This window comes from Acidobacteriota bacterium (assembly GCA_016700075.1).
In the GTDB taxonomy this organism is placed as follows: Bacteria; Acidobacteriota; Blastocatellia; order Pyrinomonadales; family Pyrinomonadaceae; genus OLB17.
Genome location: CP065000.1, coordinates 2,496,870 through 2,522,937, shown reverse-complemented (window position 1 = coordinate 2,522,937; position 26,068 = coordinate 2,496,870). Strand labels below are relative to the sequence as shown.

Genomic DNA, 26,068 nt, shown 5'->3' with positions numbered 1-26,068 from the left:
CTGGCTTCTTAACCCGATGCAAAAAAAACAGACACGATGATGCCCGGAGGCCTCGAGTTAAATTGAAAAAGCTGAAATTAGACAAGGCGAGTATAACCCAAAACAGATGTTTGTCAAGCGGCAAGAGAGCCTAAGTCCAAAAATATCTTCGTTTGCGCAAGAAAAGAAAAAGGGCGGAGGCCAAGCCTCCGCCCATAAAAATAAACAGCCCGTGTTCGGGAACCGCCGCTACTCGATGCCGATAAAATCGACATCGCTCAGCGTATCGGTCACCTGAACGACACGCGGTGTGAAGCGGTAGATTCTCGACGTCACGCCCATCACATACGACGGACCGGCCTCGACATTTTCAAAGCGGTAGTAGCCGAACGAGCTGGTCGTTGCGGTGCGAACGGTGCCGTTCGGATCGGTCATCGTCACCACGGCATTGCGGAGCCCGCGGCCGTCCGGCGTCAGAACGCGTCCCGAGACCTCAACACCTGCAGCGGTCGCAGGACAGCCTGCAAATATCAGCGAAAATCGGCGTGCCGTACCCGTATCAGCTGAAGCCCTATCGCTGAAATTGATGGTCCAAACACCGTCGGCATTCTCGCCGTCAAAGGCGCTGAGCGGATTATTCGGACTGAACGTGCCGGCGGGGAAAGGATCGGTGGTCAGAGCGTTGCATTGGTTCTCGACCGGAGCGAGCTTGCCGTCATCGTCCAGCAGCAACGCGGAAATGTTGTTGTTGTTGCAGCCGCTAGTCGTTGCCGGCACGCCCGGGCGGTCAAAAACAGTGACCGAGGTGCCCTGCGGCGAGGTGACACGCATTACGAGATCGCCGACCCACGTATGGCTGACTCCCGTTTCAGGGTCATTTGGCGCACCGCTCACAATGCCGTCGATGCGGAAATTGACGTCAGCGATCGAACCAACGCCGTTGACAGGTATTTGAAGGTCAACGCCGGCAACATTGTTGTCGGGGATGTTCACCGGATCGCCCTGATAGCTGAATGTAAAACCGGAGCAAATTGAATTTACGTCGGTTGACGAATTATTTCCCGGAACATTGTCAACGACACCGGCCGGAACCGTAACGGTCGCCGTATTGGCGTACGCAAATGTCGTATTCATCGTGACGGTCGCCGTTGCAAGGAACGTGACCGATCCGCCGACCGGAACATTGACAAGGGCGTTGATATTGCCAACGCCGTTCGCCGGGCAGGTCCCGCCATTAGCTCCCGTGCAGGTCCAGCTGATATTCATCAACGCAGGCGGGAAATTATCAACGACCGTAGCTCCGATAACAGGCTCAGGCCCGTTGTTGATCACGGTGATGTTGTACTCCGTGGTGTCGCCGGGGTTGATCGTAGTCCGGCCGTCGGTTTTGGTGATCGAGAGGTCGGCACATGCCGTTTGGCTCCAGCCGACAGCGACGCCGTCTATGACCTCGTCACCGACGCCGACGGTGCCGACCAATGTCGCGGCTCCTGTGGTCAGATCAATTCGATACAATCGCGATACGCTCGCCTGACGCAGGACCGCATATGCGGAATTCGTACCGCGTTGGATATCGAATCCGCCAAAATTCGTAACGTTCGTTCCCAGACCACCGACAGTGAACACCTGTCCGGTGTTGGGTGAAGGAGTTCCATCCGGGCCGCCGATGGTGACAAGTGTGTCCGTGTTGGCGTCGATGCCAAAGAGCGTGGTCAACGGCGTCCCGGCGAAATTGCGGTCATACGCTACGTGAACGACATTCGGATTCTGCCCTGCGTTCGGGTCGCCCGCTGCATAAGCAAGTGCCGTATCAGTGCCGGCAAGTGTGCCGTCGTTCGGATTGATCCGAATGTTAATATCGGCATCACTCACCTCACGCAGACGATCCGGGATCGGGTTAAAGTCATCGCCGAAGAAGAGGCCTTGCGGCGTGTTAAGGAAATTCGCGGCATTGACCTGCGTGACCACACCCGTCACAGGGTCGATCGTGACCAGGCGGTCGCCGTTCTGCTGTCCGCCGTTGCCTTTTGTCGCAATGCCGTACAGCAATCCGTCGGCCGGTCTGAAGTCTATATTTCTGATGAACTCGTCCTCCTGTGTATTGAGTCCGATCAGCGGAACGTCAGACAGCAGAACGCCCGGCGCATCGGGACGGAAGCTGACGATCCTGTCATTGAAGAAGTTGTACGCGTAGATGACGGTATTACTGCATGACGGCGTCGGCGTCGGGCTGGGCGTCGGCGTCGGTGTCGGCGTCGGGATAGAGCCGCAAACACCATTGACGTTCATGACGACGCGGACGTTGGGAAAGTCGAGGGTTGCAAACGGCGTCGGGTTCGTAATGCCGCAGGCTGCGGCCGAAATATAACTCGGAGCCGTTTCAGCGGCCGTATTCGAGCCTATGAAGAACGAATTATTTGCACCTGCACCGCTGGGCGTAAACACCTCGACGACCAGTTCCAACGTGCCTGCGGGAACCGTAGCAGCGATAGGAAGATTAAATACCGTGCCTGTTTGGTTGGTAATGTTGACTGTTGTCGTGCCGATCTGGGTCAGCGTGCCACCCGGGAAAACTGCTGCGTTATTCGCATAAAGCCTAAGCGTGACCGGCTGGCTGCCTCCCGGAGCATTTGCAGTCTCGATACCGAAATCGATCGACGTGACCTGATAATCATCATCAGGGTTCGCACCGAAATCTTCCAAGCTGAAAGCCCTCCAGTAGCTGTTATCCGCGTGGATGCCGGCAGCTCCGCAATGAACGGAATTCTGCGGGGTGATCGCCTGGCTCGTCGAATGAGTGATGAACGTCGGGCAATCTCCGTCGCCGAGTATCACTCGCTGACCGTCAGCGTTCCATTCCGCATCGTCGGCCATAATTCGGTCCAAACGGCGCTGAGAAAGTCCCGAACCCTCAGTCGAGCGCGTTAAAGTGTTGACGGTATCAGCATTTCGGCTGCTCTGAGCTCCCGTGCCGAAAGCCGCGATCCCGAAAACGGACGCTGAAATACCAAAAACCAACAAAACAGCCAACCCGCGATGAGCAGCCAAAAAAGTCTTTGCCCTGGAATACATCTTCGTTCCTAAACTCCTTAGTGGAATAACAATTGACCGAACGGCGAACCTTTCCCGAATAGAAAAGTGCGCCGCTCTTGCGAAAGTAACTTCTTAATTATGAACCTTTAAGGCAGCAATGTCTATAACCTTAATAATCCTGCCTGTTTATCGCAATTGTGCGGGATCACGCACAGTCGTTCCGTCGTCGGGAGGCGGCGGAACGACCGGTTTCGGCGCGGCCGCATCATCTGAAAGCGTCGCTTTCAGCACCTCGCTGATCCACGCGACGGGCAGTATCTCAAGGTCGCTGCGGACATCTTCGGGGATCTCGTCAATATCGGCCTCATTCCTGTTCGGCAGAACGATGCGGCGAATACCTGCACGATGTGCCGCAAGCACCTTTTCCTTTATTCCGCCCACAGGGAAAACGAGCCCTGAAAGCGTGATCTCGCCGGTCATTGCCGTATCCGAACGCACAGGCCGTCCCGTATAGAGCGATGCTAACGCCGATGCCATGGTAACGCCGGCGGAAGGTCCGTCCTTCGGTATTGCACCGGCCGGAACATGCAGGTGAACGCCGTTATTCTTTATCATTTCGGGGTCGATGCCGAATTCGGCCGCATGCGCCCACAAATAGCTGCGTGCGGCCTGTGCCGATTCTTTCATAACCTCGCCGAGCTGACCCGTAAGATTAAGTCCGCTGCCGCCCGGCAGCAATGTCGCTTCGATGAAAAGCACCTCGCCGCCCATTTCGGTCCATGCCATACCGGTCGCGACGCCCGCAGGGAGTTCCGCTCGAGCCTCTTCGGGGAAAACCTTCGGCGGGCCGAGGTATCCGCGTATCTCTTCCGCCGAAATATTAACGCTTTCGGTCGAACCTTCGGCGACCTTCAGCGCGACCTTTCGAGCCAAATTCCCTATCGAACGCTCAAGCTGGCGGACGCCCGCCTCGCGCGTGTAGCGCGCGGTGAGCAGGTTTATCGCGTCGTCGGTGATCGAAAGCTGTTCGGCGGTCAGGCCGTTCTCTTCTATCTGACGCGGAACAAGATACTGCTTGGCGATCTCGAGCTTTTCACGATCCGAATAACCTGCGAGCTGAATGATCTCCATACGGTCGCGGAGCGGCATCGGGATCGGCCCGAGTTGATTAGCGGTGGCGATAAAAAACACCCTGGAAAGATCGAACGGCAGGTCAAGATAATTGTCGCGAAACGTGTTGTTCTGAGCCGGATCGAGTATCTCCAGCAGTGCGGATGCCGGATCGCCGCGGAAATCGTTGCCGAGTTTGTCCACTTCGTCGAGCATCAGAACGGGATTGTTCACGCCGACGCGCCGCAGCGACTGCAAAATGCGGCCGGGCATCGCCCCAATGTACGTTCGCCGATGGCCGCGCAGTTCTGCCTCGTCCCGCATCCCGCCTAATGACAGACGGTCGAATTCCCTGCCTAACGCACGCGCGATCGAACGGCCGAGCGACGTTTTGCCGACGCCCGGCGGCCCGACGAAAAGTAATATCGGGCTTTTGCTGTCAGGGCGGAGCTTAACGACGGCGAGCGATTCGAGGATTCGCTCCTTGATGTCGGTCAGGCCGTAATGATCTTCGTCAAGTATCTTGCGAGCCTCGTTGAGGTCGAGCTTTTCCTCGCTCGATTTGCGCCAGGGCAGTTCCAGGATGTATTCGAGATATGTTCGAATTACATGATAATCAGGCGCCGCCTGCGGCAGCTGCTCCATGCGGCGGAGTTCGCGTTCGGCCTCTTTTCGAACGTCGTCAGGCAGATCGGCCTGTTCCAATCGGGTCCTCAGCTGCTCTGCTTCCGCTTTTTCGCCGGTCTCGTCCTCGCCAAGTTCTTTCTGGATGGCCTTCATCTGCTGGCGCAAAACGTAGTCGCGCTGAGATTTGTCCATCTCCTGCTGAGCCTCCGACGCGATCTTTGAACGGATCTGCATGATCTCAAGCTCGCGTGCCAGAGCGGCATGCGTCAGGGCCAGAAGTTCGTCAACCGTGGCAGATTCGAGCATCTTTTGCTCTGTATCGGTCCCCAGATCGAGCACAGAGGCGAGAAAATACGCCAATTGAACAGGGTCGTCCTGCGACGTCACAGCCACGCGTATCTCGGGCGGAACCTGCGGCAGCAGTGCGAGAGCCTCTTGGATCATCCCGTGAATATTACGTTTCAGAGCCTCGATCTCTTCTTCGTCCATACGCCGCAGCGGCGTCAGCATTTTGATCTTGGCCTTTAGATAGGGCTGCTCGGTCAGCCATTCAACGACCTCAAAACGACTCATTCCCTGCACGATCAGCTGCATCACATCGTCGGCACGCATCATGCGTTTTATGTTGACGAGCGTACCTACGGCATAGATATCGGAGGATTTGGCGTCGTCGCCGGTCACGTTCTCAGAACGTGTTGTGATACAGGCCAGAAGCTTTTCCTCCGTGGCGAGCGCCGCTTCGACCGCACGCGTCGAGCGTTCACGGCCTACTGCGAGCGGGACGACCGTATCCGGAAACAACGTCGTGTTCTGCAGCGGCAGAACGGCAATTTCCATCTCCTGCTTTAGGTCAATTTCCTGAGTTTTGAAGTTAAGTTCTTCCACAATATGTTTTTTCTCTGCGGCCTCCGCGGTCTCTGCGTTGGATCACGCTCCCGCTTTGCGTAAAGTGATGATCAGCAGACCGTTCTCGAATTCGTGTTCGATCTTTGCATTGTCAATGGATGCGGGAAAGCTCAGCGTCTTTTCGAAATTGCTGTATGTGATCTCCATCTGCTGATATGTAGCACCCGCGGCGCATGATCGGTCCTTGCGGCAGCCGGCGATGTAAAGCACGTTTCCCTGAATGTCTATGACGATGTCCTCAGCCGAAACGCCTGCAAGTTCGACCTTGACGACCCATCCTTCCGGCGTCTGGTAAACATCAGCCGCGGGATACCAAAGCTGGCCGGAACGAAAATTCTTAGACGTTCCTACGAACTGAAACAACCGGTTTGTTGCCTTTGCCATAACGGGCCAATTATCTCGTAAATCTCAGACTGTTCAGGCTGAAATCTATCATATTCAACTGCCTGTCGTCGTTGATGGTGATCACAAAAAAGACGACATACGGTGACCGCAGGGTCGCAAGATAACGCTGGCGAAAAGTGCCGTTTTCCTGCGGAATCTCCACCTCGAACTCCCTAAATCTGGATCGTCCGATATCAACGGAATGTATGTCTCGCAGCACTCTGGAACCGGGCGTCTGCAGAACCAGATCGCGGTTTGCGGAAAGATATTCGTCGAGCGTTGTCTTTCTCACTAGCCGCTGCACGCCGGCAGAGAATAATGCCGAGGTCTGCTGCCCGGCGAATTCCGGAGGCGTCGCCTGAAAGAGAATCTGCGTATTTTGGGCGTATTCCTTCAGCATCGCATCACCTGAACGCAAAGCACGCTCACGATTCAGGCGGACGAGCTCAGTATTTCGATCTTTCGGGACAACGTTCCACCCGCCCGGAGCGAGCATCTCCATCGCAAGCGAAGTGTTCGAATAAAGCAGTCCGTTGAAAACACCGGTTTCCGCGATCTGATCGACAGTCGCCGTCCCCCGCTGTGCAGTCGTATAACTTGCAAGCGCGAGAAACAGCAAAATAACAAGAAAAACGCGTTCTCTCATTCTGCTATCTATCGTTTTCCCCAAAATGCCGCACCGGACGAGATCTCTTCCAATGTTTCGGCGATCTCACGTTCGTCTTCCATTTGAAGTGCGACGTCGGCCATTGCGATGATGCCGGCGAGTGAACCGTCGGCCTCGACGACCGGAATGCGGCGAACCTGTTTGTCGCCCATTAGACGCGCGGCCTCAAAAACGAAATCATCAGGGCCGACCGTGAAAAGTTCCCGTGAGATGACATCGCCGACTGGCGTATCGCCGCTTTTGCCGTCGGCGACCGCACGCATGACAATGTCGCGGTCGGTAACGATCCCGACAATCCGCCCCGATTCAACTATCGGCAAAGCACCGACATCGCTGTCGCGCATCATCACGGCGACCTCGCGGAGCGACATCTCGGGCGACGCGGTCACGACATCGCTGGTCATGATCTCACGACAGCGTTTTCGCGTGTAGGAACCCGTCGCATCCTGCGGCATAGTTTATCTCCCCAATTTCCTTATTTTGTTTTACGGCAACAAATAAAGCAAGCGGTTTAGGTTTTGAACAGCCTGCGTAGCCGAAATGCAAAAAGAGGCTGCCTTTCGGGGCAGCCTCAGATAACTCAACTGATGCGATCTTTAGAAGCTGATCGTCGTTGCCTGGCCGTCGAGCATCAGGTCTTTTGACGAGATCGCGGTTATACGCGTTCCCTGAAACCTGATCTCGATCTCGCCGGACGCGTCGGCATTGCCTGAGCTGTCGACCATGATGCGGATTGTGTTGTCGTCAATATAGACGAGCTTGCCGCGAAACGGCGTGGTCGATGAAATGGTCGAGACGCCGACATTCGCGGTGCCGTCCGATGCAACGGTCGAGGTTACGCGAATGACGAAGCCGGGATTGCGGTCGCCGATCTTGATCGAACCGGTGCCGATGGCCGAAAGGTTGAGTGTGCGGCCGGTGATCACCTGCGGCTCTTCGCGTGCCATTTGAACGATCAGCGAAACACCCTGCGTCAGATTGTTGCGAAGCTGAACGCGTTCGCCGGTCTCCGAACGGAAACGCAGCACGCCGTTCGTGTAGATCTCTCCTATGAGCTCATAGTTCCGCTGCCGGTTGATATCGCGCGGTTCATAACGAAGCTCGAAAGGGATCGGCACCTGACGGCCGTTGGTGGCCACTGAGACCTCGGACACAGGGCGTCCGTTGGGATCGGCCGAATCGACCAATTTCACACGGACTTCCGAATCCGGGCCGATGGCGATCCGCTGAAGATAGCTGACCGTACCGCGGATGATGCCGCTGCCCTGAGATGGCTGAACCGGCCCAGCACCGCCGCCGACCGGAACGACCTCGATATCAACTACACGCGGATTTCCCAGCGTGATCACAGGATAATTCGTGTCCGTGATGAACAGCAGTCGGCTGCCGTCACGTATCTCTGCCTGTATCGAATAGCGGTTTCGCTCATTGATCTTTGAGCGGTCATACGCCATGTCCCAATTGAATGGAACCTGCTTACCCGCGGTGTCGATACGCTGCTCGGCTATCGTTATCGACGGAGCGTCCGCACGAGAGATATCGACAAGGCGGACCGTCAAAACCGCATTCGGCGGCAACGCCATGCGCGATCTGTATGTGACCGTGCCCGAAACGACGTTGTCCATTGTGGTCATCTGACCATCGTTACAGACCTGCGAAGTGCTGACGTCGTCTGCTTTCAAGACCGGTGCCGATCCCGCCGAGATCGAATATGTGACCAGGCTCGTCTGCGACGGGCAACAAAGCGCGTCGTTGGACGTGTAACGGGCGAATTCGGCCATCAGCGAATTTCTGCTGTTTAGGAAAATGCTGCCGAACGAACCGTCCGTACGCGCATCGACCGGCTGAGGTGCGAGTGTTCCGACAAATCGCGTCCCGACAAAAACGAAGCCGTTGTATTGTGTCGGGCGGCACATGCCGTCAGTTCCGGCCATTCCGGTAACGACGGTCGTCGAGCCGTAAACATACGCCGGACCGTATAGCGACCAGCCGGCACGAGTAACGGCTCGATCCGCCAGACTTTCCGGTGTCCGGATCTGTTCGCGGCAAGGGCCTTCGATCAGGCCGCCTCGCGGAGCCGTCGGAACGGTGCCGTTCGCACGGTTCCAATTATTGAGCGGGCGGTCGAGCCACGACGTCTGCGCATTTGCGGCGCCCACGAAAATGAAGATCGCTGCAAAAAAACTTGAAAATAGCTTTGTCATAATTACCACCTTTTTTATGTCTTCGATGCAAATAATTCCGGCAGGGCGCGTCAAAAAATGACATCGTGCCCTTCATTTAAAAGAACGCAAAACAGCCGCAAAACTTGCGGCGGTCAACCGGGCCGCTCGGTCATGCTGATCATGCGGTCAAGCGCGATGCCGGCGTAATGCTTGGTCTCGTCGTCAACTATTATCTCGTTCACGACGACGCCGTCGGCCAGATTTTCCATCGCCCAAGCCAGATTCTGAGGTGCGATACGATACATCGTCGCACACATACACAGATCGGGGGCGAGCAGATGAATTTCCTGATCGGGAAAACGCTTTGCGAGGCGATTTACGAGATTTACCTCGGTTCCTATCGCCCATTTCGAGCCGACCGGTGCGTTTTCGACGGTTTTGATAATAAAACTCGTCGAACCGTCTAGGTCGCTTTTCTCGACCACCTCGCGGGTGCATTCGGGGTGCACAAGGACCTTGACGCCCGGGACTTCCTCGCGGATCTTGTCCACATGCCACGCTTTGAAACGTCCGTGTACCGAGCAATGCCCGCGCCATAGGATCAGCTTGGCATCGTGAAGCTGCTCTACGGTATTGCCGCCAAGTTCTTCGTGCGGATTCCAGACGACCATCTTATCGAGCGGAATACCGAATTTGGCTCCCGTATTTCGCCCGAGGTGCTGGTCCGGGAAGAAGAACATCTTGTCGTACTCTTTCAGGTAAATATCGAAAAGCGGCACAGCGTTGGACGACGTACATACGACGCCCTCGTTTCGCCCGCAGAAAGCCTTGATCGCGGCGGTCGAATTCATGTAAGTGATCGGCGCGACCTTGCTGTCCAACACACCTATATCGCGGAGCTGCTCCCACGCGTCCTCTACCTGATCGATATTCGCCATGTCTGCCATCGAGCAGCCTGCGCCGAGATCGGGCAGTATCACGCGCTGCGACGGCTTGCCGACGACATTTGCGGATTCCGCCATAAAATGAACGCCGCAGAATACGATATAGTCGGCATCGGTCTGCGAAGCCATCACGGAAAGCTGATACGAATCACCGAAAAGATCGGCGTGACGAATGACGTCGTCACGCTGATAATGGTGGCCCAAAATGACAACACGCGGGCCGAGGGCCTCGCGTGCGGATTCGATGCGTTCGGCGATCTCCTCGTCCGAAAGAACAAGGTATTCTTCGAGTTCGCGTGTGGCTTCCAATACGGCTGACATCACGAAAATGATGGCACTTTGATGGCCTCAAGGCAAGCAAGTCGATCGCCGTAAAGACTAAGTTTTGGAGCCGTGTTTGATGAACACTGCCTCGCGGAGATAGACGTTGAGCTCGCAGATATCCTTGACGTAGTCGCCGATGCGTTCGAGGTGTTTCGCCACGAACAGCAGATGAGCGGCGCTGGTCGTAGTTGAAGGGTCGTCGATCATCATCTCGATAAGCTGATTGAAGACCTTTTTGTAGTTCTCATCGATCTCCTTGTCGCGCTTGATGACCTCGCGGGAAACCTGCGAATCTTCGGCGGTGAAAGCATCGAGAGCCGCCTGCAGCATTTCCGAAGCGGTGGTGGACATCAGGCGAAATTCGACGAACTGACGAACCTCGGGCTGCGTGTTGAGTACAAGCACCGATTCGGCGATGTTGCTGGCGTGGTCTGCGATGCGTTCGAGAACGGGCGTGATCTTGGCGACCGAAATAACGAAACGCAGATCGTGTGCCGCGGGCTGCTGAAGCGCGAGGATCTCGATGCTCATGCGGTCGATATCGAGCTCCATCTGGTTGATGATGGTGTCCTCATCGAGCACGCGTTTCGCGAGTTCGCTGTCGCGATTGATCAGCGAATCCATTGCGCGCGTCACCGCAGCCTCCGTCGCCCCGCCGAGCAGCAGGATCTTGTCCCTCAAAACGCCTAATTGCTGATCTATGATCCGAGTTTCCATTGCGAAAATTAACAATAATGTAACACAAGCCGCGGGCTTTGAATATCAAATTATCCGAATCTGCCCGTAATATAGTCTTCCGTCAGCTGTTCGTCAGGATTGGTGAACATTTTCTGCGTCGGGTTGTATTCGACGAGTTTGCCCAACATAAAGAACGCCGTTTTGTCCGAAACGCGTGCAGCCTGCTGCATGTTGTGCGTGACTATTACGATGGTGTATTGCTGTTTCAATTGAACGACGAGTTCTTCGATCTTCTGCGTGGCGGAAGGATCGAGGGCCGATGCCGGTTCATCCATCAAAACCACCTCAGGCTGTACCGCCAGAGCACGGGCGATACACAGCCGCTGCTGCTGGCCGCCTGACAGGCCGAATGCCGAACTCTGCAAACGGTCCTTCACCTCTTCCCAAAGCGCTGCGTCGCGAAGTGCCTTTTCGACACGGTTTGCCAGGTCCGCTTTGTCCGAATGAATTCGGTTTATGCGTATGCCGTAGGCGACATTCTCAAAGATCGATTTCGGGAAAGGATTCGATTTCTGAAAGACCATCCCGACGCGGCGGCGCAGCTTTACGACGTCGGTGGTCGGACGATATATGTCCTCGCCATCGATCAGAACCTTGCCCTCTGCACGCGTCAGCGGAATGGTGTCGTTCATACGGTTCAGCGTGCGAAGGAAAGTGGATTTGCCGCAGCCCGACGGGCCGATAAATGCGATCACCTCGCGCTCAGGTATCTCGATAGAGATATTGTGAAGCGCCTGCGCTTTGCCGTAAAAGAAATTCAGGTCTGTAACGCTGATCTTACTCATCGTTTTTCATCGTTGCCTGCTCTAATAACGCTTTCGCGTCACATACCGCATCGAGATATTGATCAGGAGTATCATCCCGACCAAGACCATCGTCGCGGCCCAGGCCTTGTCGTGCCATTCGTCAAACGGCGAAATGGCGTAATTGTATATCTGCACCGTCAGAGCCGCCATAGGCTCGTCGAGGTAGATGTTATAAAAACGGCTGCCGAACGCCGTGAAAAGCAGCGGTGCGGTTTCGCCGAGCACGCGTGCGACCGACAGCATAATTCCGGTAGCAATGCCCGACATCGCGGCCGGCAATACGATATCAAGCGTAACGCGCCACTGCGGAGCTCCGAGCGCGAGTGCTCCTTCGCGCATGGTCTTTGGGACGAGCTTGGTCATTTCCTCGGTCGTTCGCGTAATGATCGGGATCATTATCAAAGCCAGGGCGAGCGAGCCGGCCAACGTTGAGAAATATCCTTGCTGCAGAACGACCAAAGCGTAAATGAAAACACCGAAAACGATCGACGGCACGCCTATCAGCGTGTCGGCGACAAATCTAACCGTCGACCCGAACCAGCCGTCGCCCATTTCTGAGAGGTACGTGCCCACAGCGACGCCGATAGGCACGCCGAGCAGCGATGCCAGCCCGAGCATTATCAGCGAACCTACGATAGCGTTGCCGATGCCGCCGCCCTCGCCGACAGGTTTCGGGGTTTCAACGAGGAACTGCCAACTCAGCGACGAGATTCCCTGATACGAAATGTAGCCGAGGATGACTATCAGAACGCCGACCACCGCGAACGCTGCGACCGCGGTCGTGATAGTGGCTATCGCATTTGCTATTCTCCTGCTGTCCATATCCTAACCTGCTGCCGTGTTCTTGTTTCCTACGCTCAGGATCAAGAGTTTCGCCAGCGCGTTCACGATGAACGTGACCACAAAAAGTATGAGGCACATTTCGATAAGTGCGCTGATATAGAGTTCGCCCGTCGCCTCGGTAAATTCATTCGCGATGACCGACGCAATGGTATAGCCCGGCTCAAATAGTGACGCGGAGATCTGCGGCCGGTTGCCGATGACCATAGTGATCGCCATCGTTTCGCCGATCGCACGGCCAAGGCCCAAAATGACCGCTCCTGCGATCCCGGAAGAAGCATTTGCCAAGACGATGCGCGTAGTTTCCCAATGTGTCGCACCGAGAGCTAGCGCCGCTTCGCGTTGTGTCATCGGGACCGCCTCGAGGACATCGCGGACGACCGCAGTGATAATAGGCGTGATCATTATCGCGAGGATAATGCCGCCCGTAAGCATACCGAGGCCCGTCGCAGAGCCGCTGAAGAACGGAAGCCATCCAAGAGACGACTGCAGCGGCGGATAGATGTATTCCCGGAGGAATGGCGCCAATACAAAGATCGCCCAAAGGCCGTATACCACCGACGGGATGGCGGCCAGCAGTTCGACAAGGAACGCCATCGGCCTTGCGATGCTTTTCGGAGCCTGTTCAACAAAAAATATCGCCACCGCTATAGACATCGGCGTCGCGATGAGTACCGCCAGCAGTGCCGAAACTATGGTGCCGTAGATGAAAGGCAATGCACCGAACTGTCCTTTGATCGGGTCCCAGGTCGTGCCGTAGAGAAAGCCAATGCCGAATTCTTTGATGGAAAGCCAAGAATTATTCGTCATTACGACGACCATTCCGATAACGATCAGTAGGATCAGCGAAGCGCACGAGGCCAGGGACAGGCGGAAGAAGGTATCGCCGGAAAAGAGTTTCGACTGTGGTGCAGAATTCACTATTTTGCCGTTTCAGGCTTTGCAGCCGTCTCCCCTTTCAGCAATGCGATCTTTGCGGTCGCCCTCTGGACCATACCCGACGGAAGCGGAGCATAATAAAGCGGCTTGGCGAAACGCTGTCCGTCGTTGATGCTCCATGTGAGAAAATCGACCAGAGTATCGCGTATGCGAACGTCAGGCTGTTCGCGGTAAACCAAAATATAAACGTAGCTTGAAATAGGATACGCATCCGCACCGGCGGCGTTAGTGATCGTGACCCGCAGGTCTTCCGGTGTCTGATCAAGCGTCTCTGCGGCCGCGGCCGTCACCGCCTCGAAGGTCGGGACAACGAAATTGCCGGCTTTGTTCTTTATTTCGGCGACAGGCAGTTTATTCTTTACCGCGTAAGCGTATTCGACATAGCCGATGGTGTTCGGGGTCTGCTTGATCTGTCCCGTCACGCCTTCGTTGCCTTTTCCGCCGAGGCCGACCGGCCAGCTTGGGCTGGTTCCCTCACCGACCTTTTCTTTCCATTCGGGGCTGACCTTGCAAAGATAGTTCGTAAACACGGCGGACGTTCCGCTGCCGTCCGAACGGTGCACGACCGTCAGATCGACCGCCGGCAGTTCGACGCCGGGATTATCTGCCTTGATGCGGTCATCGTCCCAACGCTTTATCTTTCCGAGGAAAATATCCGCGATGGTTTCGGGTGAAAGTTTCAGAGGGACACTGACCTGCTCTAGATTGTAAGTAAGCACCACTGCGCCGAGAATGACCGGAACATGCAGCATCTGGCCGTCGGCGGTCGCCAGATCGTCATCTTTCATCGCGATGTCGGTCGCACCGAAATTTATCGTCCGTTCCTTTGATTGCTTTATGCCGCCGCCCGAACCGATCGACTGAAAGTCGATCTTGACGTTCGGATTGAGATAGCCGAATTCGTGGACCCATTTCTGCATCAGTGGGCTGATGAACGACGAACCCGCACCCTGCATTTTTATCGAATCACCGCGTCCCTGGCGGCCGCTGAAACATCCCGGCAGCGTCACGACAAGTGCCGCAAGGACCAACACCGAGACGATCCTTACCGTGGGGCTTTCACCATTGATCTTCATATGCAAGGCCATCAGATCCACAAGAAACAAAACGGTATTTTCGGACACAGAGACGCCGTTTTGCCGATTCATTTAAGAGTTTAAACCCAAATCAATTTAAGCGCGGTGTTGGTGAACAGAATTGTTAACATTTTGTTAACATCACAAGAGCTTTTCTCGGCTAGGCGGGTTGCAGGAGTTGTGCTAATCTTCGGCTCATAAGCTCAACGGAGGACCAATGGATCTGATCGACGATTTGGACAATGATCTCGTTTTTGCCTTTTTTGTGGAAAGAATGCACAGCCAAAAGATCGACGCAAGCGAGGTCGTCGCTTTGCTCGGAAAGGTCAGAACGGCGTTGAATTTTGATGCGGACCGAGTGACGCGAAGACTCGATTCTCTCAACCTCGAGCATTCCGTCCGCGCTACATATCACTGAATAGCCTTACCTTCTCTGCCGCCCCTCAGTGGGTCCGCGCCTAATTTTGCGGCGAACCGCGCACGCCCGTGCGTTCATCGTAAGATTGCCAACCGGCTCCCTTTATCGTAATTTCAATTTAAATATACGGAGGGCATTATGAAAACTACATTTATGATCAGAAAACATCTTTCGGCAGCACTGGCGGTCTTGATCGCGGCAACGCCGATACTCGTTCTCGGACAGCAGACACAGGTCAGCATGCCGAAGAACAAATACAAGGTGGAAGAGGACATCAAGCTCGGGCGTGACGCCGCAAATCAGGTCGAACAGCAGTTCCCGCTTCTCAATGACCGAGAGGCAGTTGAGTATGTCCAGCGGGTAGGACGCCGATTGGTGGATTCAATTCCGCGTCAGTTCAACCAGCCCGCATTTGACTATCGTTTTCAGATCGTAAATGCGAGCGACCTTAATGCCTTCGCTCTGCCCGGCGGACCGATGTACGTGAACCGCGGCATGATCGAAAAGGCACGCAACGAAGGCGAGATGGCCGGCGTGATGGCGCACGAGATCTCGCACGTCGCACTGCGGCACGCAACCGCACAGGCAACGAAGCAGTCTAGCGCCAAAAACACGCTCGGAATGTTGGGCATGATCATCGGCGGTGCGATACTCGGCGGCGAAGCCGGTGCTCAACTCGGCATGCTTGGTGCCGCAGCGTGGATGACGAAATACAGCCGCGAATACGAGACACAATCTGATGTATTGGGTGCACAGATAATGGCGAACGCGGGATATGACCCGCGCGACCTCGCGAATGTTTTCCGCACTATTGCCGAGGACGGAAAAGGACGCGGCGGCCCGGAATGGCTGTCGTCGCACCCGGATCCCGGCAATCGTTTCGAGAAGATAAACCGCGAAGCTCAGTACCTGACCATTCGCCCGTATCCGAATAACGACTGGCGTGCATTCGGCAGAATTCAGGAACGGCTGCGGTCGATGCCGCCGGCTAGAACGATGGCTGAGATCGAGCGCGACTACAAAGCCGGGCAAGGCCAAGGCGATCAAAATCCCACTGCCTCGGGACGCTATTCGAATAACGTCCAGTTTCCGTCAACGCGGCTCCGCACTTACTCCGGCCTGAACTGGCTCCGCGTGAACGTGCCGACGAACTGGCGCGATTTTCCGTCGGGTGACAGCGTGATGTTCTCGCCGGACGGTGCTTACGGAAATCAGGGCATCACTCACGGAGCGATGCTCGGAATTTACCGAGGCTCGACGCGAAGGCTCGAGAACGACACCGAGGAATACGTCCGCGGCATTCTGCAGGCGAACAACTTCCTGCGACAGCGTGACCAATTCTCGCGGACAACCCTCGCCGGCCGCCAAGGAGCGACGACAACGCTTGCGGGCCGTTCTCCGATCACTGGCCGCACAGAGGTCGTTTACATTCACACGACCATGCTGCGAAACGGTGAGCTGTTCTATGTGGCGTCGGTTGTTCCGGAGGATCAGATGTCGCGTTATCAGAACACGTTCCGCAATATGCTGAACTCGATCCGGCTTAACGACGGCGGTTTGGGCCTTCGTTAATTAGTGGCGGTGAGCGGGCCTCACGGTAGTGATCAGCCCGATGGCCGCGAACGATATGAGGGCGCTTGTCAGAAATGCTGACGGCGCCCCAAATTCATACCAGATCAATCCGAACAGCAGCGACGCCGGAAAGACCGTGATCCCGAATGCCAGGTTATACAAGCCGTATGCAGTGCCGCGCAGCCGTTCGCTTACCATGTCAGCAACGAACGCTTTTTCGACGCCTTCGGTCAGGCCGAAATATACTCCGTAAATGATGAACAGAGCCCACACCTGCCACGCAGAATCGACAAATGCGAAGCCGGCATAGACCGCCGCATAAACCACCCAACCTGCGATTATCACTTTCTTGCGCCCGAGACGGTCGGACAGGTCGCCGCCGACAAGTGAACTCGCGACCTTACTGAGATGCAGCGTCATCCACAGCAGCGGTATCTCGACCGGCGTAACGCCCGCGTCCGCGGCCCGCAGCAGCAAGAACGCGTCCGTCGAGTTCGACAGAGTGAAAAGTGCGATGACGAATAGAAAGCGTTTGAAGTTGCCGTCGAAACCTTTTAGAGAAAATTTCAGCGGTTCCGCCGTTTCGTGCGGCGAAACGACAGCGTCTTTTTCCCGCACGAAAACCGCGATAACGAAAAGCCCGATCACTACAGGAATGGCAGCGACCAAAAACACCTTTTGATATTCGCCGATAGCAGGATTTTCAGGGTCGGCTGCAAAGAGCCACAACAAAAAGAACGCCGCGATGGGGCCGAACACGGCACCGAGGTGATCCGCGGCACGGTTGAAGCCGAATGCAAATCCGCGCTCTTTTTGGGGTACGCTTTCGGCGATAAGGGCGTCTCGCGGCGCTCCGCGGATACCTTTGCCGGTTCGGTCTGCAATGCGGACGACGAGAACCTGCGGCCAGCTCGAGGCAAACGCAAGCAGCGGGCGTGTCATCGCCGAAAGCGAATATCCGAAAAACACCGGCAGCTTGCGCTTATTGAATTTGTCGCTTAAATAGCCGGAGACAAGCTTGAGCAGGCTTGAGACTGATTCGGCAAAGCCTTCGATAAGGCCAATGGCGAAGGGCGTTGCTCCGAGGCTCAGGAAAAGGAAAGCCGGAAGAAGCGGATAGATTATCTCGCTGGAGACGTCGTTGAGAAACGCGACCGCACTAAGCGCCACGACGTTTCGCGGCATCCGCAGATAGCGCCGCCATCCACTGTTATTCTCTGCGGTCGCGTCTATCGACATTTATCGCGGTGATGTACCCTTCGCAGGCTGACGGTTGGTTGGAGTGCGGGCGTCCGATCTTCCCCAATACCACAGAGCGGAGCCGCCGCCAGACGCGACCAGCAACATGATCGCTGCGATGATGATGCGCATCGTCATTCTAAGCGTCTTACGCAGCATCCTGAACGTAATGTAGGCCGCCGCTGCCATCACGAAAAAGAAAACAACGCCCGCGATGATCAGGTAACTGCCGGCATCGGCCAATAGGATCGAGTTCATTGCCGCTCTTTCTCCCTTTGTGCTCGCTCGACGGCTTCGATGTCCTCTTCTGACAGCGAAGTTGCTTCAGCGGGCAGGCTGTAACTTTCGTCCGCCCACGCACCGAAATCAAGCAGCTTGCAGCGCTCCGAACAGAACGGCCGGAATTCGCTCGCGTGAAAATCAACGTCTTTCCCGCATTCGGGGCATTTTATTATCAGCATCTTTCCAAGATCGAATACCGTAGGATAGCAAAAACACAAAACCTTTGCGGGGGCATTGCCGATTTTCGAAGAGTTCAATTAAGGAACTATCGCACGAAAAAAAGCGTAAAATACTTTTGCGGACGGAGGCAGAGATGACGGATTACAAAGAAAAGTTTGAAAGTTGGCAGAAACGGGCGACGGAGAAATTTGAGGAGATCGACGCACAGCTCGGGCTGAAGGATAAGATCGAGGAAGGAGCACGTGCCATCGTCGATACCGCCCAAAAGGGCGCCGACTACGTCAAGGCCGAGGCCGAGCGATCCGACATCGGCAAGCAGGCGGTCAAGGTCGCGGAAGACATTGCATCGACGGCGAGCGGAGCCGTAAAGTCTGCCTGGAACGTCAGCGAACCGGTTCGCGATGCGGCTTCGGACGCCGGGGCAAAAGCGGGCGGCGTTGTCGTGGACGCAGCGGAAAAAGCGGGCGACTTAGTAGGTGATGCCGCCGACACCGTCGGCACGAACGCAAAACGCGTGGCGAAAATGGTCGGTTTCGGCGCCAGCATGTCCTCGACCTTAGATTCCGCAATGAAAGCCGCAAGCAAAGGCGCCGACTGGGTCCGCGAGGACCCTTCGCGCGCCGCGACGACCGGCGCAGCGATGGCCGTCGGTGCAGGACTCGGCATTATTTTCACAGGCCTCTCGTCGCACTGGCTGCTGAATTCCGCGATCCCGACATACACCGTAAAAACCCTTGCAGACAATTTTGACGGCTATCTGAAACGCCGCGAAGAACTGATCGCAGCAGGTCGTCTGTCGGACGCGGACACGGCTCAGTACGAATTTGAACGCGATGTGGCAAAACGCGTGGGTGCCCCGCTGCTCGGCGCATTTTCGTTCGCGTCAGGCGCGGTGCTGATGTCGAACATCTTCAATCCGGGCTCGCTGACGGGATTTCCTATCGGCAAGATCTTCGACGGCAATCCGCTGCTCGAAGGTGTGTGGTTCTTCGGCAACGGCATCGTCTGCTTTAAGACGAGTTACGACTTTTTCATGATCGCGCTCGAAGGCCAGACCGACGTCGAAAAGATGGTGAAAGAGATCAAGGGAATGCTGCCGGCAGCAGGTTGATCGGTAAATGGTAGATCGTGAATTGTAAATAGCGGAATTATCAAGCTTTCTATTTACGATTTACCGTTCACGATTCACTAATTTATCTTGATCGGGAAAGGCACAAAGCACAGAGCAAAGATCACCAGCGTAAGGAATGCGATGAGTTTGCGTTTGCCGTCTAGCGGCGTTTGATCGACGGGACGCGGATGCCGCACGCGCATCATTATTCCCAATATCACCGCGATCAACAGTCCGCTCGGGCTGTTGAAGAAATAAATGCCCGCGATGGAAAGCAGCGACATTACTACGAACGCGATGCGTCCCGTCCAGAAATGCACTTTCTCACCGAAAACGGCGTAGATCGCGTGACCGCCGTCGAGCTGTCCTGACGGAATCAGGTTAAGTGCGGTTACCAGCAGTCCGACCCAAGCAGCGAAATAGAACGCGTTGCCGACACCGAAATTAAGGTCTATCCCAAACCCGAGTGCGAACAGCCGCATCAGCAGCGGATCGGTAAAAACGAGCGTGCCGCTCGCATCAGCAAGACGCGCGGGTGAGACCGTTTCCATTGTTGCCAATCCGATAAGAGCGACAGGTATCAGTGCAATGAATCCCGCGATCGGCCCTGCGATGCCGATATCAAAAACAGCGCGCCGCGACGGCATCGGCGACAGTATCTTTATGAACGCCCCAAAGGTGCCTGCGGGGCCGATCATCGGCGGGGTCGGTATGAAGAAAGGCAGCGTCGCGTCCACGCGGTAAATGCGGCAGGCGATGTAGTGCCCCATTTCATGGCTGATCAGAATGAAGAGAAGCGATACGGAAAAGCTGAGGCCGTAGATGAGATTTGCGGGATCCGCGAAAAGGTTCTGGATCGCCGCAAAGACCAACACCAGATAGTAGAACGGCAGCGATATAAAAAGGTTGATAAGCTCGCCAAAGGTCTGCGGATCGGCGATCGGAAACGCGTCGAATCTGCCGAAGGGAAAAAGCGTGCCGGCGACCGTCGCGGTACAGAAAGTGACCGCGAGCAGGAGCAAATGCTTGGCCCATGTGGAAGGCTTTGGCCGCAGGACGGGCCTTTCAAATTCAAACTGCGGTTCAAGCGATCCGGGTTCTGTCATCTGATGTTTTCAGGCCTCGAAAACAACTATCCCGGGCCGCGATTTGATGATATCACTGCCCGGGACATCTTGTAACTACTGCAAATGCTAACCGACCGCCTTGGGCGTCAACTCCTTGCCCGGCTTGAAGCGGATGGTCTTTCCGGCCGGTATGGGAACCTCCGTTCCGGTCCTCGGATTACGACCGACGCCGCGTTTTCTCGGCTTTACTACAAAGACACCGAACCCACGCAGCTCGATCCGTTTTCCGGCGGCGAGCGCATCCTTCATTGCCTCAAAAAGCGAATCGACTACCTGTTCGGCTTTTTGCTTTGGCACACCGGTGCGGTCAGCGACCAGATTTACGATGTCAAGCTTGATCACTAGTCCCTCCTACGGATCAGAAACCACTGAGAGAAAAACTAAACCAACTTCGTCGAGGGAATCATAGTCTGCTAAATCTCGCCGTGTCAAGAGTTTGCGACCGATTTGGCACGAAGCGGCACCATATCTGTTTCAAACCCTCGCAACGCGATGTTAGAATGCGTCTATCTGGATCATCACGGAGGGGCGAAAGATGCGTTGGCGGGATCAAAGACAAAGTTCAAATATTGAGGACAGACGTGGGATGCGCGGTCCCGCAATGATCGGCGGCGGCGGCATCGGAGTATTGATATTGGCGTTAGCGATCTATCTGTGCGGCGGCGATCCGTCGCAGCTGCTGCAACTCGCCACGGAACAGCAGCAGTCCCAACAAACGGCACCGGCCGCGAACAAGGTGAGTTCTGAGGACGAGAACCGCCAATTTGTCGGCGCGATCATGGGCAATCTCGAAGATGCTTGGCGGCAGATACTGCCGTCGCAATCGCGTGCCCGGTACCAAGACCCAAAACTTGTGCTTTTCACCGGACAGGTATCGTCCGCTTGCGGCTACGCATCCGCGGCATCGGGGCCGTTCTACTGCCCCGGCGACAGCAAACTTTATCTCGATTTTGCATTCTTTGACGAACTGCGGCGTGAATTCAAAGCCCCGGGCGATTTCGCACAAGCCTACGTCATCGCCCACGAATTCGGCCATCACATACAGAATCTGACGGGCGTGATGTCGCAGGTACAGCGTGCCGGGCAGAATAATCGTTTGTCGGTCGCTTTGGAATTGCAGGCAGATTGCTACGCGGGCGTGTGGGCAAATTTTGCTGCCAAACAGGGGCGTCTGGAAAAAGGCGATCCCGAAGAGGCCTTACGAGCGGCGGCCGCTGTCGGCGATGACGTCATCCAAAAGAGGACTCAGGGCTACGTCGTCCCGGAATCTTTCTCGCACGGTACCGCACAGCAGCGTATGCAGTGGTTCACCCGCGGAATACAGTCGGGCGATATGCGGCAGTGTGAAACCTTCAGGTAAGTTAAGGGGCGAAAACCTTTCCGTAAATTTCCTGATACAGCCAGCCGAGGACGCGTGCCTCAGCTGTGCACAATGCCTCAAGCCAGCAGCTTGAAAGGTAAAGCCGCCGTTCTGTACGCGTAGGTATCTTTTCAGCGCGTTCGACCGCTGAGCTTTCGAGATCGGCGTCGAGGCCGTATGCCGTCGTAAGCTCTGCCTTGGTTTCGCGTGCCTGATGCAGTGCGTTCAGCACATCGCTGATCCACAACTTTAACAGCGGCTCGGAATTATTCTCGTAAAGCGCCTGTATCGTGCCGACGGCAAAACGGGCCTCAGCGTTGGGGAAAGGATACGTTCCGATACCATTCTCCTCATCGTCGGCCTGCTTCCACTGAAAAAGTTCGTCAGTATGCGGATGCCGCATCCGCGAAGTTCGCTCGTCGAAATTCAGGAACCATTCGACAATGTCCGCCAGTGAGCCGTTGTCAGGGCTGCCGTCGGGTAGATAGCGTATCGAAGGCGGCGTAGGCGCTTGCTGCGCGGTCTCGGTCATAGACTCGATTTCAACATTTCGACGAAAGAAAAACAAAACATCAGAAACGATGCGGTCGTTTACATTTCAGGACAATGACGGCTATAATCGCTGTGTTTTCACGACTTCGCCGCGGTCAGCGATCGCAAAGAAGCCGACCATTCCAAAACCGGAGACCATTAAGATGCAGACTCAATACATTACCTGTTCAAACTGCGGTTCTCAGAATGCCGCGACCGGCGGACGCTGCACTAATTGCGGTATGTCGCTGCCGATGCCTCATATGCCGATGCAGCCCACGGGCGGAGGCGGAGGTGCGCAGATCCCGGGTGCTGAGAAAAAGCTCGCCGCCGGGTTGTGCGGCATCCTTGTCGGCGGTTTGGGAGTGCACAAATTCATCCTCGGGTATCAGCAGGAAGGCTTTATCTATCTCGGTATGCTCGGCGTCGGCCTGATCCTGACCTTCATTTCGTGCGGCATACTCGGTTTCGTGCTGATCATACCGGGCGTCATGGGCCTGATCGAAGGCATTATTTACCTTACGAAATCTGACGAGGATTTTGTAAACACCTACATCATCAACAAAAAGCCCTGGTTCTAAAAAGTGTTCACGGGCATCATTGAGGAACTCGGCACGGTTCGCAGCCTGACGGAAATTCCGGGCGGGCTGCGGATCGAGATCGCGGCGGATACGGTCACGCAGGACACGCAGGCCGGCGATTCGATAGCGGTGAACGGTGTCTGCCTGACAGCTCTGGATCCGAGCAATGCGGGATTTGCGGCAGACGTTTCGCCGGAAACGCTTGAAAGAACTACATTGGGAAGACTTTCTGCGGGCTCACGGGTCAATCTGGAACGAGCACTCCTGCCGACGACGCGGCTGAGCGGACACATCGTTCAGGGACACGTTGACGGACGCGGCGAGTTTGCCGGTGCGGTCGCGAAAGGTGGTTTTTACACCGTCACGATACGCTTTCCCGACGAACTGTCACGGTATTTTGTTGAGAAGGGTTCCGTGTCAGTCGAAGGGATCAGCCTTACGATAGCGTCGCTGCGGGACAGCAAATTCGACATTGCGATCATTCCGAAAACTTGGGAAATAACGAACCTGCACACGGTGCAGCCCGGCGACGCCGTTAATCTCGAAGTTGACGTTATCGCAAAATACGTCGAACGAATGATGCAGGGACGCTAGGATCTGCGTATCAAAAAGAATAGGCGGACGCTCGATGTGAGCCTTCGCCTATTCTCTTTTTGCCCGGGAAGGACTATTTTGCGCCGCCCGCGAGCTTCCCGATGAGCGAGAAGAGCGGAAGGTACATTGCAATAACGATAGACCCGATGGTCACACCGAGAAATGCGATGAGTGCCGGCTCGATCATAGCGAGCAGGTCAGCGATGGCCGTATCGACCTCTTCTTCGTAAAAGTCGGCGATCTTGCCCAACATCGCGTCCAGAGCACCGGTCTGTTCACCGACACCGATCATCTGGCCGACCATGTGCGGAAAGACGTTGGTCGCCTTCAGCGGATCAACGAAGTTCTCACCGCGTTCAACGCCGGCACGAACCTTGAGGATCGCGTCCTCGATGATTATATTTCCGGCAGTTTTGGCCGTGATATCAAGCGACTGCAGGATAGGCACACCCGATGACAGCAGCGTTGAAAGGATGCGGGCGAAACGAGCGACCGCAACTTTGCGCAGAATGCTGCCGATGATGGGCATCTTGAGCGTAAGCGCGTCGATGTTCCATCGGCCTTTCGGCGTTTTGTAGTAGAACTTCAGCCCGACGGCCGTTCCGATCAGAGTGATAAGCGTCGCGATACCGCCCCAGCCGGCGATAAAGCCGCTTATGGACATCACGATGCGCGTCGGCAGAGGCAGTGCCTCGCCCGGGCCCAAAAGGCCTAGGAAGATCTGCTCGAACTGCGGAATGACGACGACCATGATAACCGCGATGGCTCCGATGGCGACAGCAATGACCGCCGCCGGATAGATAGATGCGGAAATGATGCTGCGCTTCAGTTTGACGACCTTTTCGATCAGGGTCGCAAGACGCTGCAGGATCAGGTCGAGCACACCGCCCGTTTCACCGGCCTCGACCATGTGCGTGTAGAGTCCGTCGAAGACCTTCGGATGCTTATCGAGTGCAGCGTACAATGTCGAACCTTCTTCGACGCTCTGGCGAACCTCGCGAAGAACGTCCTTGAAAAAGTGGTTCTGCTGCTGCTCGGCGAGGATGTCGAGACACTGAACCAGCGGCAGACCGGCATCGATCATCACGGAAAATTGACGCGTGAAAACGGCCAGTTCCTTTGCCTTGACCTTCTTGCGGCGGCCCAGCTTCGGAATGGCGATCTCGCGGCCTTTTTCCGAGGCCTGTGTCAAAATGATCTGTTCGCGGCGAAGCAGAGCACGAAGTTCATCCTGCGATGAGGCCTCGCGTTCACCCGCGATCAGTTCGTTAAGCCGGTTTCTTCCTTTGAAAACGTATGTTGGCATTTTTGCGTTTCAACTCCTCGAAAATTTAGCTGACATTCGGCCGCTCGCCGATATTTCGTGCCTGTGCATAAGGGCTGCCGCCGGCGGGACGCGTTTTCGGCCGCGCACCGTAGGCGTCGTTGATGCCCGAACCGCGTTCGATCAACTCCTTCAGCTCATCGACGTTCGATGACCGCTGCAGGGCGACATCGAGGGTGATCTGACGTTTGTGATAGAGCGTGGCGAGAGCCTGATTGAAGGTCTGCATACCGAATTTGTCCTGTCCGGTCTGCATCATCGAATAGATCTGATGGATCTTGTCCTCACGGATGAGGTTGCGGATAGCGGCGTTCGGGACGAGAATTTCCAGTGCCATCACGCGGCCGTCGCCTGAGGCCTTCGGCAGCAGGGATTGGCAGAGAATTCCTTCGAGCACGAGCGAAAGCTGCGTTCGGACCTGCGACTGCTGTGCCGACGGGAAAACGTCGATGATACGGTTGATGGTCGAATAGGCTGAGTTCGTGTGGAGTGTGGCGAACGTGAGGTGGCCGGTCTCAGCGATGCGAAGAGCCATCTCGATCGTCTCGAGGTCCCGCATTTCGCCGACCAGCACGACGTCAGGGTCCTGGCGAAGTGCGGTCCTGAGAGCGTCCGCGAACGAATGCGTGTCAGCTGCGACCTCGCGTTGATTCACGACGCAGTTCTTGTGATTGTGGAGGAATTCGATGGGGTCTTCGATGGTGAGGATGTGGTCGTGGCGGTCAATGTTGATCTTGTCGATCATGGACGCCAGCGTAGTAGATTTACCGGAACCGGTCGGGCCCGTGACCAAGACGAGGCCGCGCGGCTTTTTACAGAGATCGGACACGACCGTCGGCAAACCCAACGCATCGAATGTCTTGATCTCGTAGGGAATGGCACGAAATACCGCGCCGACCGCTCCTTTCTGGTTGAACAGGTTGGCACGAAAACGCGACATTCCTTTAAGGCCGAATGAAAAATCGAGTTCGAGGTTCTCTTCGAAACGATGCTTTTGGGCGTCGGTCAGCACCGAATACGCGAGCCTCTTGGTGTCTGAGGGCGAAAGCGGTGCAAAGCCCGGCAGCGGCGAGAGATGGCCGTTCACACGGACCTGCGGCGCCGAATTGGTCGAAAGGTGCAGGTCGGACCCGCCCATGTCCGTCATCTTGCGGAGCAATTCCGGCAACGTGATCGAAGATTCAGGTGTTGTCGCTTGTTCGTAACTCATA

Annotated in this window: 26 protein-coding genes; 6 read left to right on the top strand and 20 right to left on the bottom strand. The window is 55.8% G+C overall.

The features are described 5' to 3' along the window. Positions 1-228: 228 nt before the first annotated feature. From IPM50_11455 to pstS, 12 genes are all read right to left on the bottom strand, one after another. Positions 229-3,051, bottom strand: a complete 2,823-nt coding sequence (locus tag IPM50_11455; protein QQS32278.1) for a DUF4394 domain-containing protein — start codon at positions 3,049-3,051, stop codon at positions 229-231. A 147-nt stretch (positions 3,052-3,198) separates the two neighbouring features. Continuing rightward, positions 3,199-5,586 carry an endopeptidase La gene (gene lon / locus IPM50_11450; protein QQS34510.1) on the bottom strand — a complete coding sequence of 796 codons (2,388 nt, stop codon included), beginning with the start codon at positions 5,584-5,586 and terminating at the stop codon, positions 3,199-3,201. 90 nt (positions 5,587-5,676) lie between these two features. Then, complete coding sequence (locus IPM50_11445; protein ID QQS32277.1) at positions 5,677-6,039, bottom strand: Hsp20/alpha crystallin family protein; 363 nt, start codon at positions 6,037-6,039, stop codon at positions 5,677-5,679. 10 nt (positions 6,040-6,049) lie between these two features. Further along, the gene (locus tag IPM50_11440) at positions 6,050-6,685 is read right to left on the bottom strand and encodes a hypothetical protein (GenBank protein QQS32276.1); all 636 of its coding nucleotides are present in this window, start codon (positions 6,683-6,685) and stop codon (positions 6,050-6,052) included. Between the two features lie 8 nt (positions 6,686-6,693). Further along, entirely contained in the window at positions 6,694-7,161 is a 468-nt protein-coding gene (locus IPM50_11435; GenBank protein QQS32275.1) for a CBS domain-containing protein, read from the bottom strand. Positions 7,162-7,302: 141 nt separating this feature from the next. Beyond that, positions 7,303-8,910, bottom strand: coding sequence for a YbaY family lipoprotein (locus IPM50_11430; GenBank protein QQS32274.1), 1,608 nt, complete (start codon positions 8,908-8,910; stop codon positions 7,303-7,305). A gap of 113 nt (positions 8,911-9,023) precedes the next feature. After that, the gene (gene nadA, locus IPM50_11425; GenBank protein ID QQS32273.1) at positions 9,024-10,136 is read right to left on the bottom strand and encodes a quinolinate synthase NadA; all 1,113 of its coding nucleotides are present in this window, start codon (positions 10,134-10,136) and stop codon (positions 9,024-9,026) included. Between the two features lie 57 nt (positions 10,137-10,193). Beyond that, the gene (gene phoU, locus IPM50_11420; protein ID QQS32272.1) at positions 10,194-10,856 is read right to left on the bottom strand and encodes a phosphate signaling complex protein PhoU; all 663 of its coding nucleotides are present in this window, start codon (positions 10,854-10,856) and stop codon (positions 10,194-10,196) included. Between the two features lie 50 nt (positions 10,857-10,906). After that, entirely contained in the window at positions 10,907-11,662 is a 756-nt protein-coding gene (locus tag IPM50_11415; GenBank protein QQS32271.1) for a phosphate ABC transporter ATP-binding protein, read from the bottom strand. A 21-nt stretch (positions 11,663-11,683) separates the two neighbouring features. After that, positions 11,684-12,505 (bottom strand): phosphate ABC transporter permease PstA, encoded by an 822-nt coding sequence (pstA, locus tag IPM50_11410; GenBank protein QQS32270.1) that lies wholly within the window; start codon positions 12,503-12,505, stop codon positions 11,684-11,686. Between the two features lie 3 nt (positions 12,506-12,508). After that, the gene (gene pstC, locus IPM50_11405) at positions 12,509-13,444 is read right to left on the bottom strand and encodes a phosphate ABC transporter permease subunit PstC (GenBank protein ID QQS32269.1); all 936 of its coding nucleotides are present in this window, start codon (positions 13,442-13,444) and stop codon (positions 12,509-12,511) included. Beyond that, positions 13,444-14,538 carry a phosphate ABC transporter substrate-binding protein PstS gene (pstS, locus tag IPM50_11400; GenBank protein QQS34509.1) on the bottom strand — a complete coding sequence of 365 codons (1,095 nt, stop codon included), beginning with the start codon at positions 14,536-14,538 and terminating at the stop codon, positions 13,444-13,446. The genes pstC and pstS overlap by 1 nt, the downstream gene beginning before the upstream one ends. 217 nt (positions 14,539-14,755) lie before the next feature. Between pstS and IPM50_11395 the strand changes: the two genes are divergently transcribed. Both IPM50_11395 and IPM50_11390 read left to right on the top strand, forming a co-directional pair. Further along, entirely contained in the window at positions 14,756-14,956 is a 201-nt protein-coding gene (locus IPM50_11395) for a hypothetical protein (GenBank protein QQS32268.1), read from the top strand. 138 nt (positions 14,957-15,094) lie between these two features. Beyond that, positions 15,095-16,528, top strand: coding sequence for a M48 family metalloprotease (locus tag IPM50_11390; protein QQS32267.1), 1,434 nt, complete (start codon positions 15,095-15,097; stop codon positions 16,526-16,528). Here IPM50_11390 and IPM50_11385 read toward each other — a convergent pair whose 3' ends face one another. From IPM50_11385 to IPM50_11375, 3 genes are read right to left on the bottom strand one after another with little or no spacing between them, the layout of a single operon-like run. Continuing rightward, entirely contained in the window at positions 16,529-17,713 is a 1,185-nt protein-coding gene (locus IPM50_11385) for an MFS transporter (protein ID QQS34508.1), read from the bottom strand. A 54-nt stretch (positions 17,714-17,767) separates the two neighbouring features. Continuing rightward, a complete protein-coding gene (locus IPM50_11380) occupies positions 17,768-18,025 on the bottom strand; it encodes a hypothetical protein (GenBank protein QQS32266.1) in 258 nt (85 codons plus the stop codon). After that, on the bottom strand, positions 18,022-18,228 hold the full coding sequence (locus IPM50_11375) for a DNA gyrase inhibitor YacG (GenBank protein QQS32265.1): 207 nt from the start codon (positions 18,226-18,228) through the stop codon (positions 18,022-18,024). Before IPM50_11375 ends, IPM50_11380 begins: the two co-directional genes overlap by 4 nt. Before the next feature lie 134 nt (positions 18,229-18,362). On the opposite strand from IPM50_11375, the gene IPM50_11370 reads away from it, so the two are divergent. Next, positions 18,363-19,340 (top strand): hypothetical protein, encoded by a 978-nt coding sequence (locus IPM50_11370; GenBank protein QQS32264.1) that lies wholly within the window; start codon positions 18,363-18,365, stop codon positions 19,338-19,340. A gap of 77 nt (positions 19,341-19,417) precedes the next feature. Here the strand turns inward: IPM50_11370 and IPM50_11365 are convergent, their stop codons facing one another. Continuing rightward, a complete protein-coding gene (locus IPM50_11365) occupies positions 19,418-20,446 on the bottom strand; it encodes a site-2 protease family protein (protein QQS32263.1) in 1,029 nt (342 codons plus the stop codon). 87 nt (positions 20,447-20,533) lie between these two features. Continuing rightward, a complete protein-coding gene (locus IPM50_11360) occupies positions 20,534-20,809 on the bottom strand; it encodes an integration host factor subunit beta (GenBank protein ID QQS32262.1) in 276 nt (91 codons plus the stop codon). Between the two features lie 193 nt (positions 20,810-21,002). On the opposite strand from IPM50_11360, the gene IPM50_11355 reads away from it, so the two are divergent. Continuing rightward, entirely contained in the window at positions 21,003-21,827 is an 825-nt protein-coding gene (locus IPM50_11355; GenBank protein QQS32261.1) for a zinc metallopeptidase, read from the top strand. Between the two features lies 1 nt (position 21,828). Here IPM50_11355 and IPM50_11350 read toward each other — a convergent pair whose 3' ends face one another. Further along, positions 21,829-22,359, bottom strand: a complete 531-nt coding sequence (locus IPM50_11350) for a hypothetical protein (GenBank protein ID QQS32260.1) — start codon at positions 22,357-22,359, stop codon at positions 21,829-21,831. 268 nt (positions 22,360-22,627) lie between these two features. Here IPM50_11350 and IPM50_11345 point away from each other — a divergent pair, with 268 nt between their 5' ends. Next, the gene (locus IPM50_11345; protein QQS34507.1) at positions 22,628-22,939 is read left to right on the top strand and encodes a TM2 domain-containing protein; all 312 of its coding nucleotides are present in this window, start codon (positions 22,628-22,630) and stop codon (positions 22,937-22,939) included. A 3-nt stretch (positions 22,940-22,942) separates the two neighbouring features. Beyond that, a complete protein-coding gene (locus IPM50_11340; GenBank protein ID QQS32259.1) occupies positions 22,943-23,533 on the top strand; it encodes a riboflavin synthase in 591 nt (196 codons plus the stop codon). Positions 23,534-23,606: 73 nt separating this feature from the next. Here the strand turns inward: IPM50_11340 and IPM50_11335 are convergent, their stop codons facing one another. After that, positions 23,607-24,839 (bottom strand): type II secretion system F family protein, encoded by a 1,233-nt coding sequence (locus IPM50_11335; protein QQS32258.1) that lies wholly within the window; start codon positions 24,837-24,839, stop codon positions 23,607-23,609. A gap of 25 nt (positions 24,840-24,864) precedes the next feature. Beyond that, positions 24,865-26,067, bottom strand: a complete 1,203-nt coding sequence (locus IPM50_11330) for a type IV pilus twitching motility protein PilT (protein ID QQS32257.1) — start codon at positions 26,065-26,067, stop codon at positions 24,865-24,867. Position 26,068 lies beyond the last annotated feature (1 nt).

What these genes read in the sequence shown, in the direction of transcription:
- IPM50_11455 (QQS32278.1), bottom strand. Translation starts at nt 3,051, where the DNA reads ATGTATTCCAGGGCAAAGACTTTTTTGGCTGCTCATCGCGGGTTGGCT.
- lon (QQS34510.1), bottom strand. Translation starts at nt 5,586, where the DNA reads ATGGAAATTGCCGTTCTGCCGCTGCAGAACACGACGTTGTTTCCGGAT.
- IPM50_11445 (QQS32277.1), bottom strand. Translation starts at nt 6,039, where the DNA reads ATGGCAAAGGCAACAAACCGGTTGTTTCAGTTCGTAGGAACGTCTAAG.
- IPM50_11440 (QQS32276.1), bottom strand. Translation starts at nt 6,685, where the DNA reads ATGAGAGAACGCGTTTTTCTTGTTATTTTGCTGTTTCTCGCGCTTGCA.
- IPM50_11435 (QQS32275.1), bottom strand. Translation starts at nt 7,161, where the DNA reads ATGCCGCAGGATGCGACGGGTTCCTACACGCGAAAACGCTGTCGTGAG.
- IPM50_11430 (QQS32274.1), bottom strand. Translation starts at nt 8,910, where the DNA reads ATGACAAAGCTATTTTCAAGTTTTTTTGCAGCGATCTTCATTTTCGTG.
- nadA (QQS32273.1), bottom strand. Translation starts at nt 10,136, where the DNA reads ATGTCAGCCGTATTGGAAGCCACACGCGAACTCGAAGAATACCTTGTT.
- phoU (QQS32272.1), bottom strand. Translation starts at nt 10,856, where the DNA reads ATGGAAACTCGGATCATAGATCAGCAATTAGGCGTTTTGAGGGACAAG.
- IPM50_11415 (QQS32271.1), bottom strand. Translation starts at nt 11,662, where the DNA reads ATGAGTAAGATCAGCGTTACAGACCTGAATTTCTTTTACGGCAAAGCG.
- pstA (QQS32270.1), bottom strand. Translation starts at nt 12,505, where the DNA reads ATGGACAGCAGGAGAATAGCAAATGCGATAGCCACTATCACGACCGCG.
- pstS (QQS34509.1), bottom strand. Translation starts at nt 14,538, where the DNA reads ATGAAGATCAATGGTGAAAGCCCCACGGTAAGGATCGTCTCGGTGTTG.
- IPM50_11395 (QQS32268.1), top strand. Translation starts at nt 14,756, where the DNA reads ATGGATCTGATCGACGATTTGGACAATGATCTCGTTTTTGCCTTTTTT.
- IPM50_11390 (QQS32267.1), top strand. Translation starts at nt 15,095, where the DNA reads ATGAAAACTACATTTATGATCAGAAAACATCTTTCGGCAGCACTGGCG.
- IPM50_11385 (QQS34508.1), bottom strand. Translation starts at nt 17,713, where the DNA reads ATGCCGCGAAACGTCGTGGCGCTTAGTGCGGTCGCGTTTCTCAACGAC.
- IPM50_11380 (QQS32266.1), bottom strand. Translation starts at nt 18,025, where the DNA reads ATGAACTCGATCCTATTGGCCGATGCCGGCAGTTACCTGATCATCGCG.
- IPM50_11375 (QQS32265.1), bottom strand. Translation starts at nt 18,228, where the DNA reads ATGCTGATAATAAAATGCCCCGAATGCGGGAAAGACGTTGATTTTCAC.
- IPM50_11370 (QQS32264.1), top strand. Translation starts at nt 18,363, where the DNA reads ATGACGGATTACAAAGAAAAGTTTGAAAGTTGGCAGAAACGGGCGACG.
- IPM50_11365 (QQS32263.1), bottom strand. Translation starts at nt 20,446, where the DNA reads ATGACAGAACCCGGATCGCTTGAACCGCAGTTTGAATTTGAAAGGCCC.
- IPM50_11355 (QQS32261.1), top strand. Translation starts at nt 21,003, where the DNA reads ATGCGTTGGCGGGATCAAAGACAAAGTTCAAATATTGAGGACAGACGT.
- IPM50_11350 (QQS32260.1), bottom strand. Translation starts at nt 22,359, where the DNA reads ATGACCGAGACCGCGCAGCAAGCGCCTACGCCGCCTTCGATACGCTAT.
- IPM50_11345 (QQS34507.1), top strand. Translation starts at nt 22,628, where the DNA reads ATGCAGCCCACGGGCGGAGGCGGAGGTGCGCAGATCCCGGGTGCTGAG.
- IPM50_11335 (QQS32258.1), bottom strand. Translation starts at nt 24,839, where the DNA reads ATGCCAACATACGTTTTCAAAGGAAGAAACCGGCTTAACGAACTGATC.
- IPM50_11330 (QQS32257.1), bottom strand. Translation starts at nt 26,067, where the DNA reads ATGAGTTACGAACAAGCGACAACACCTGAATCTTCGATCACGTTGCCG.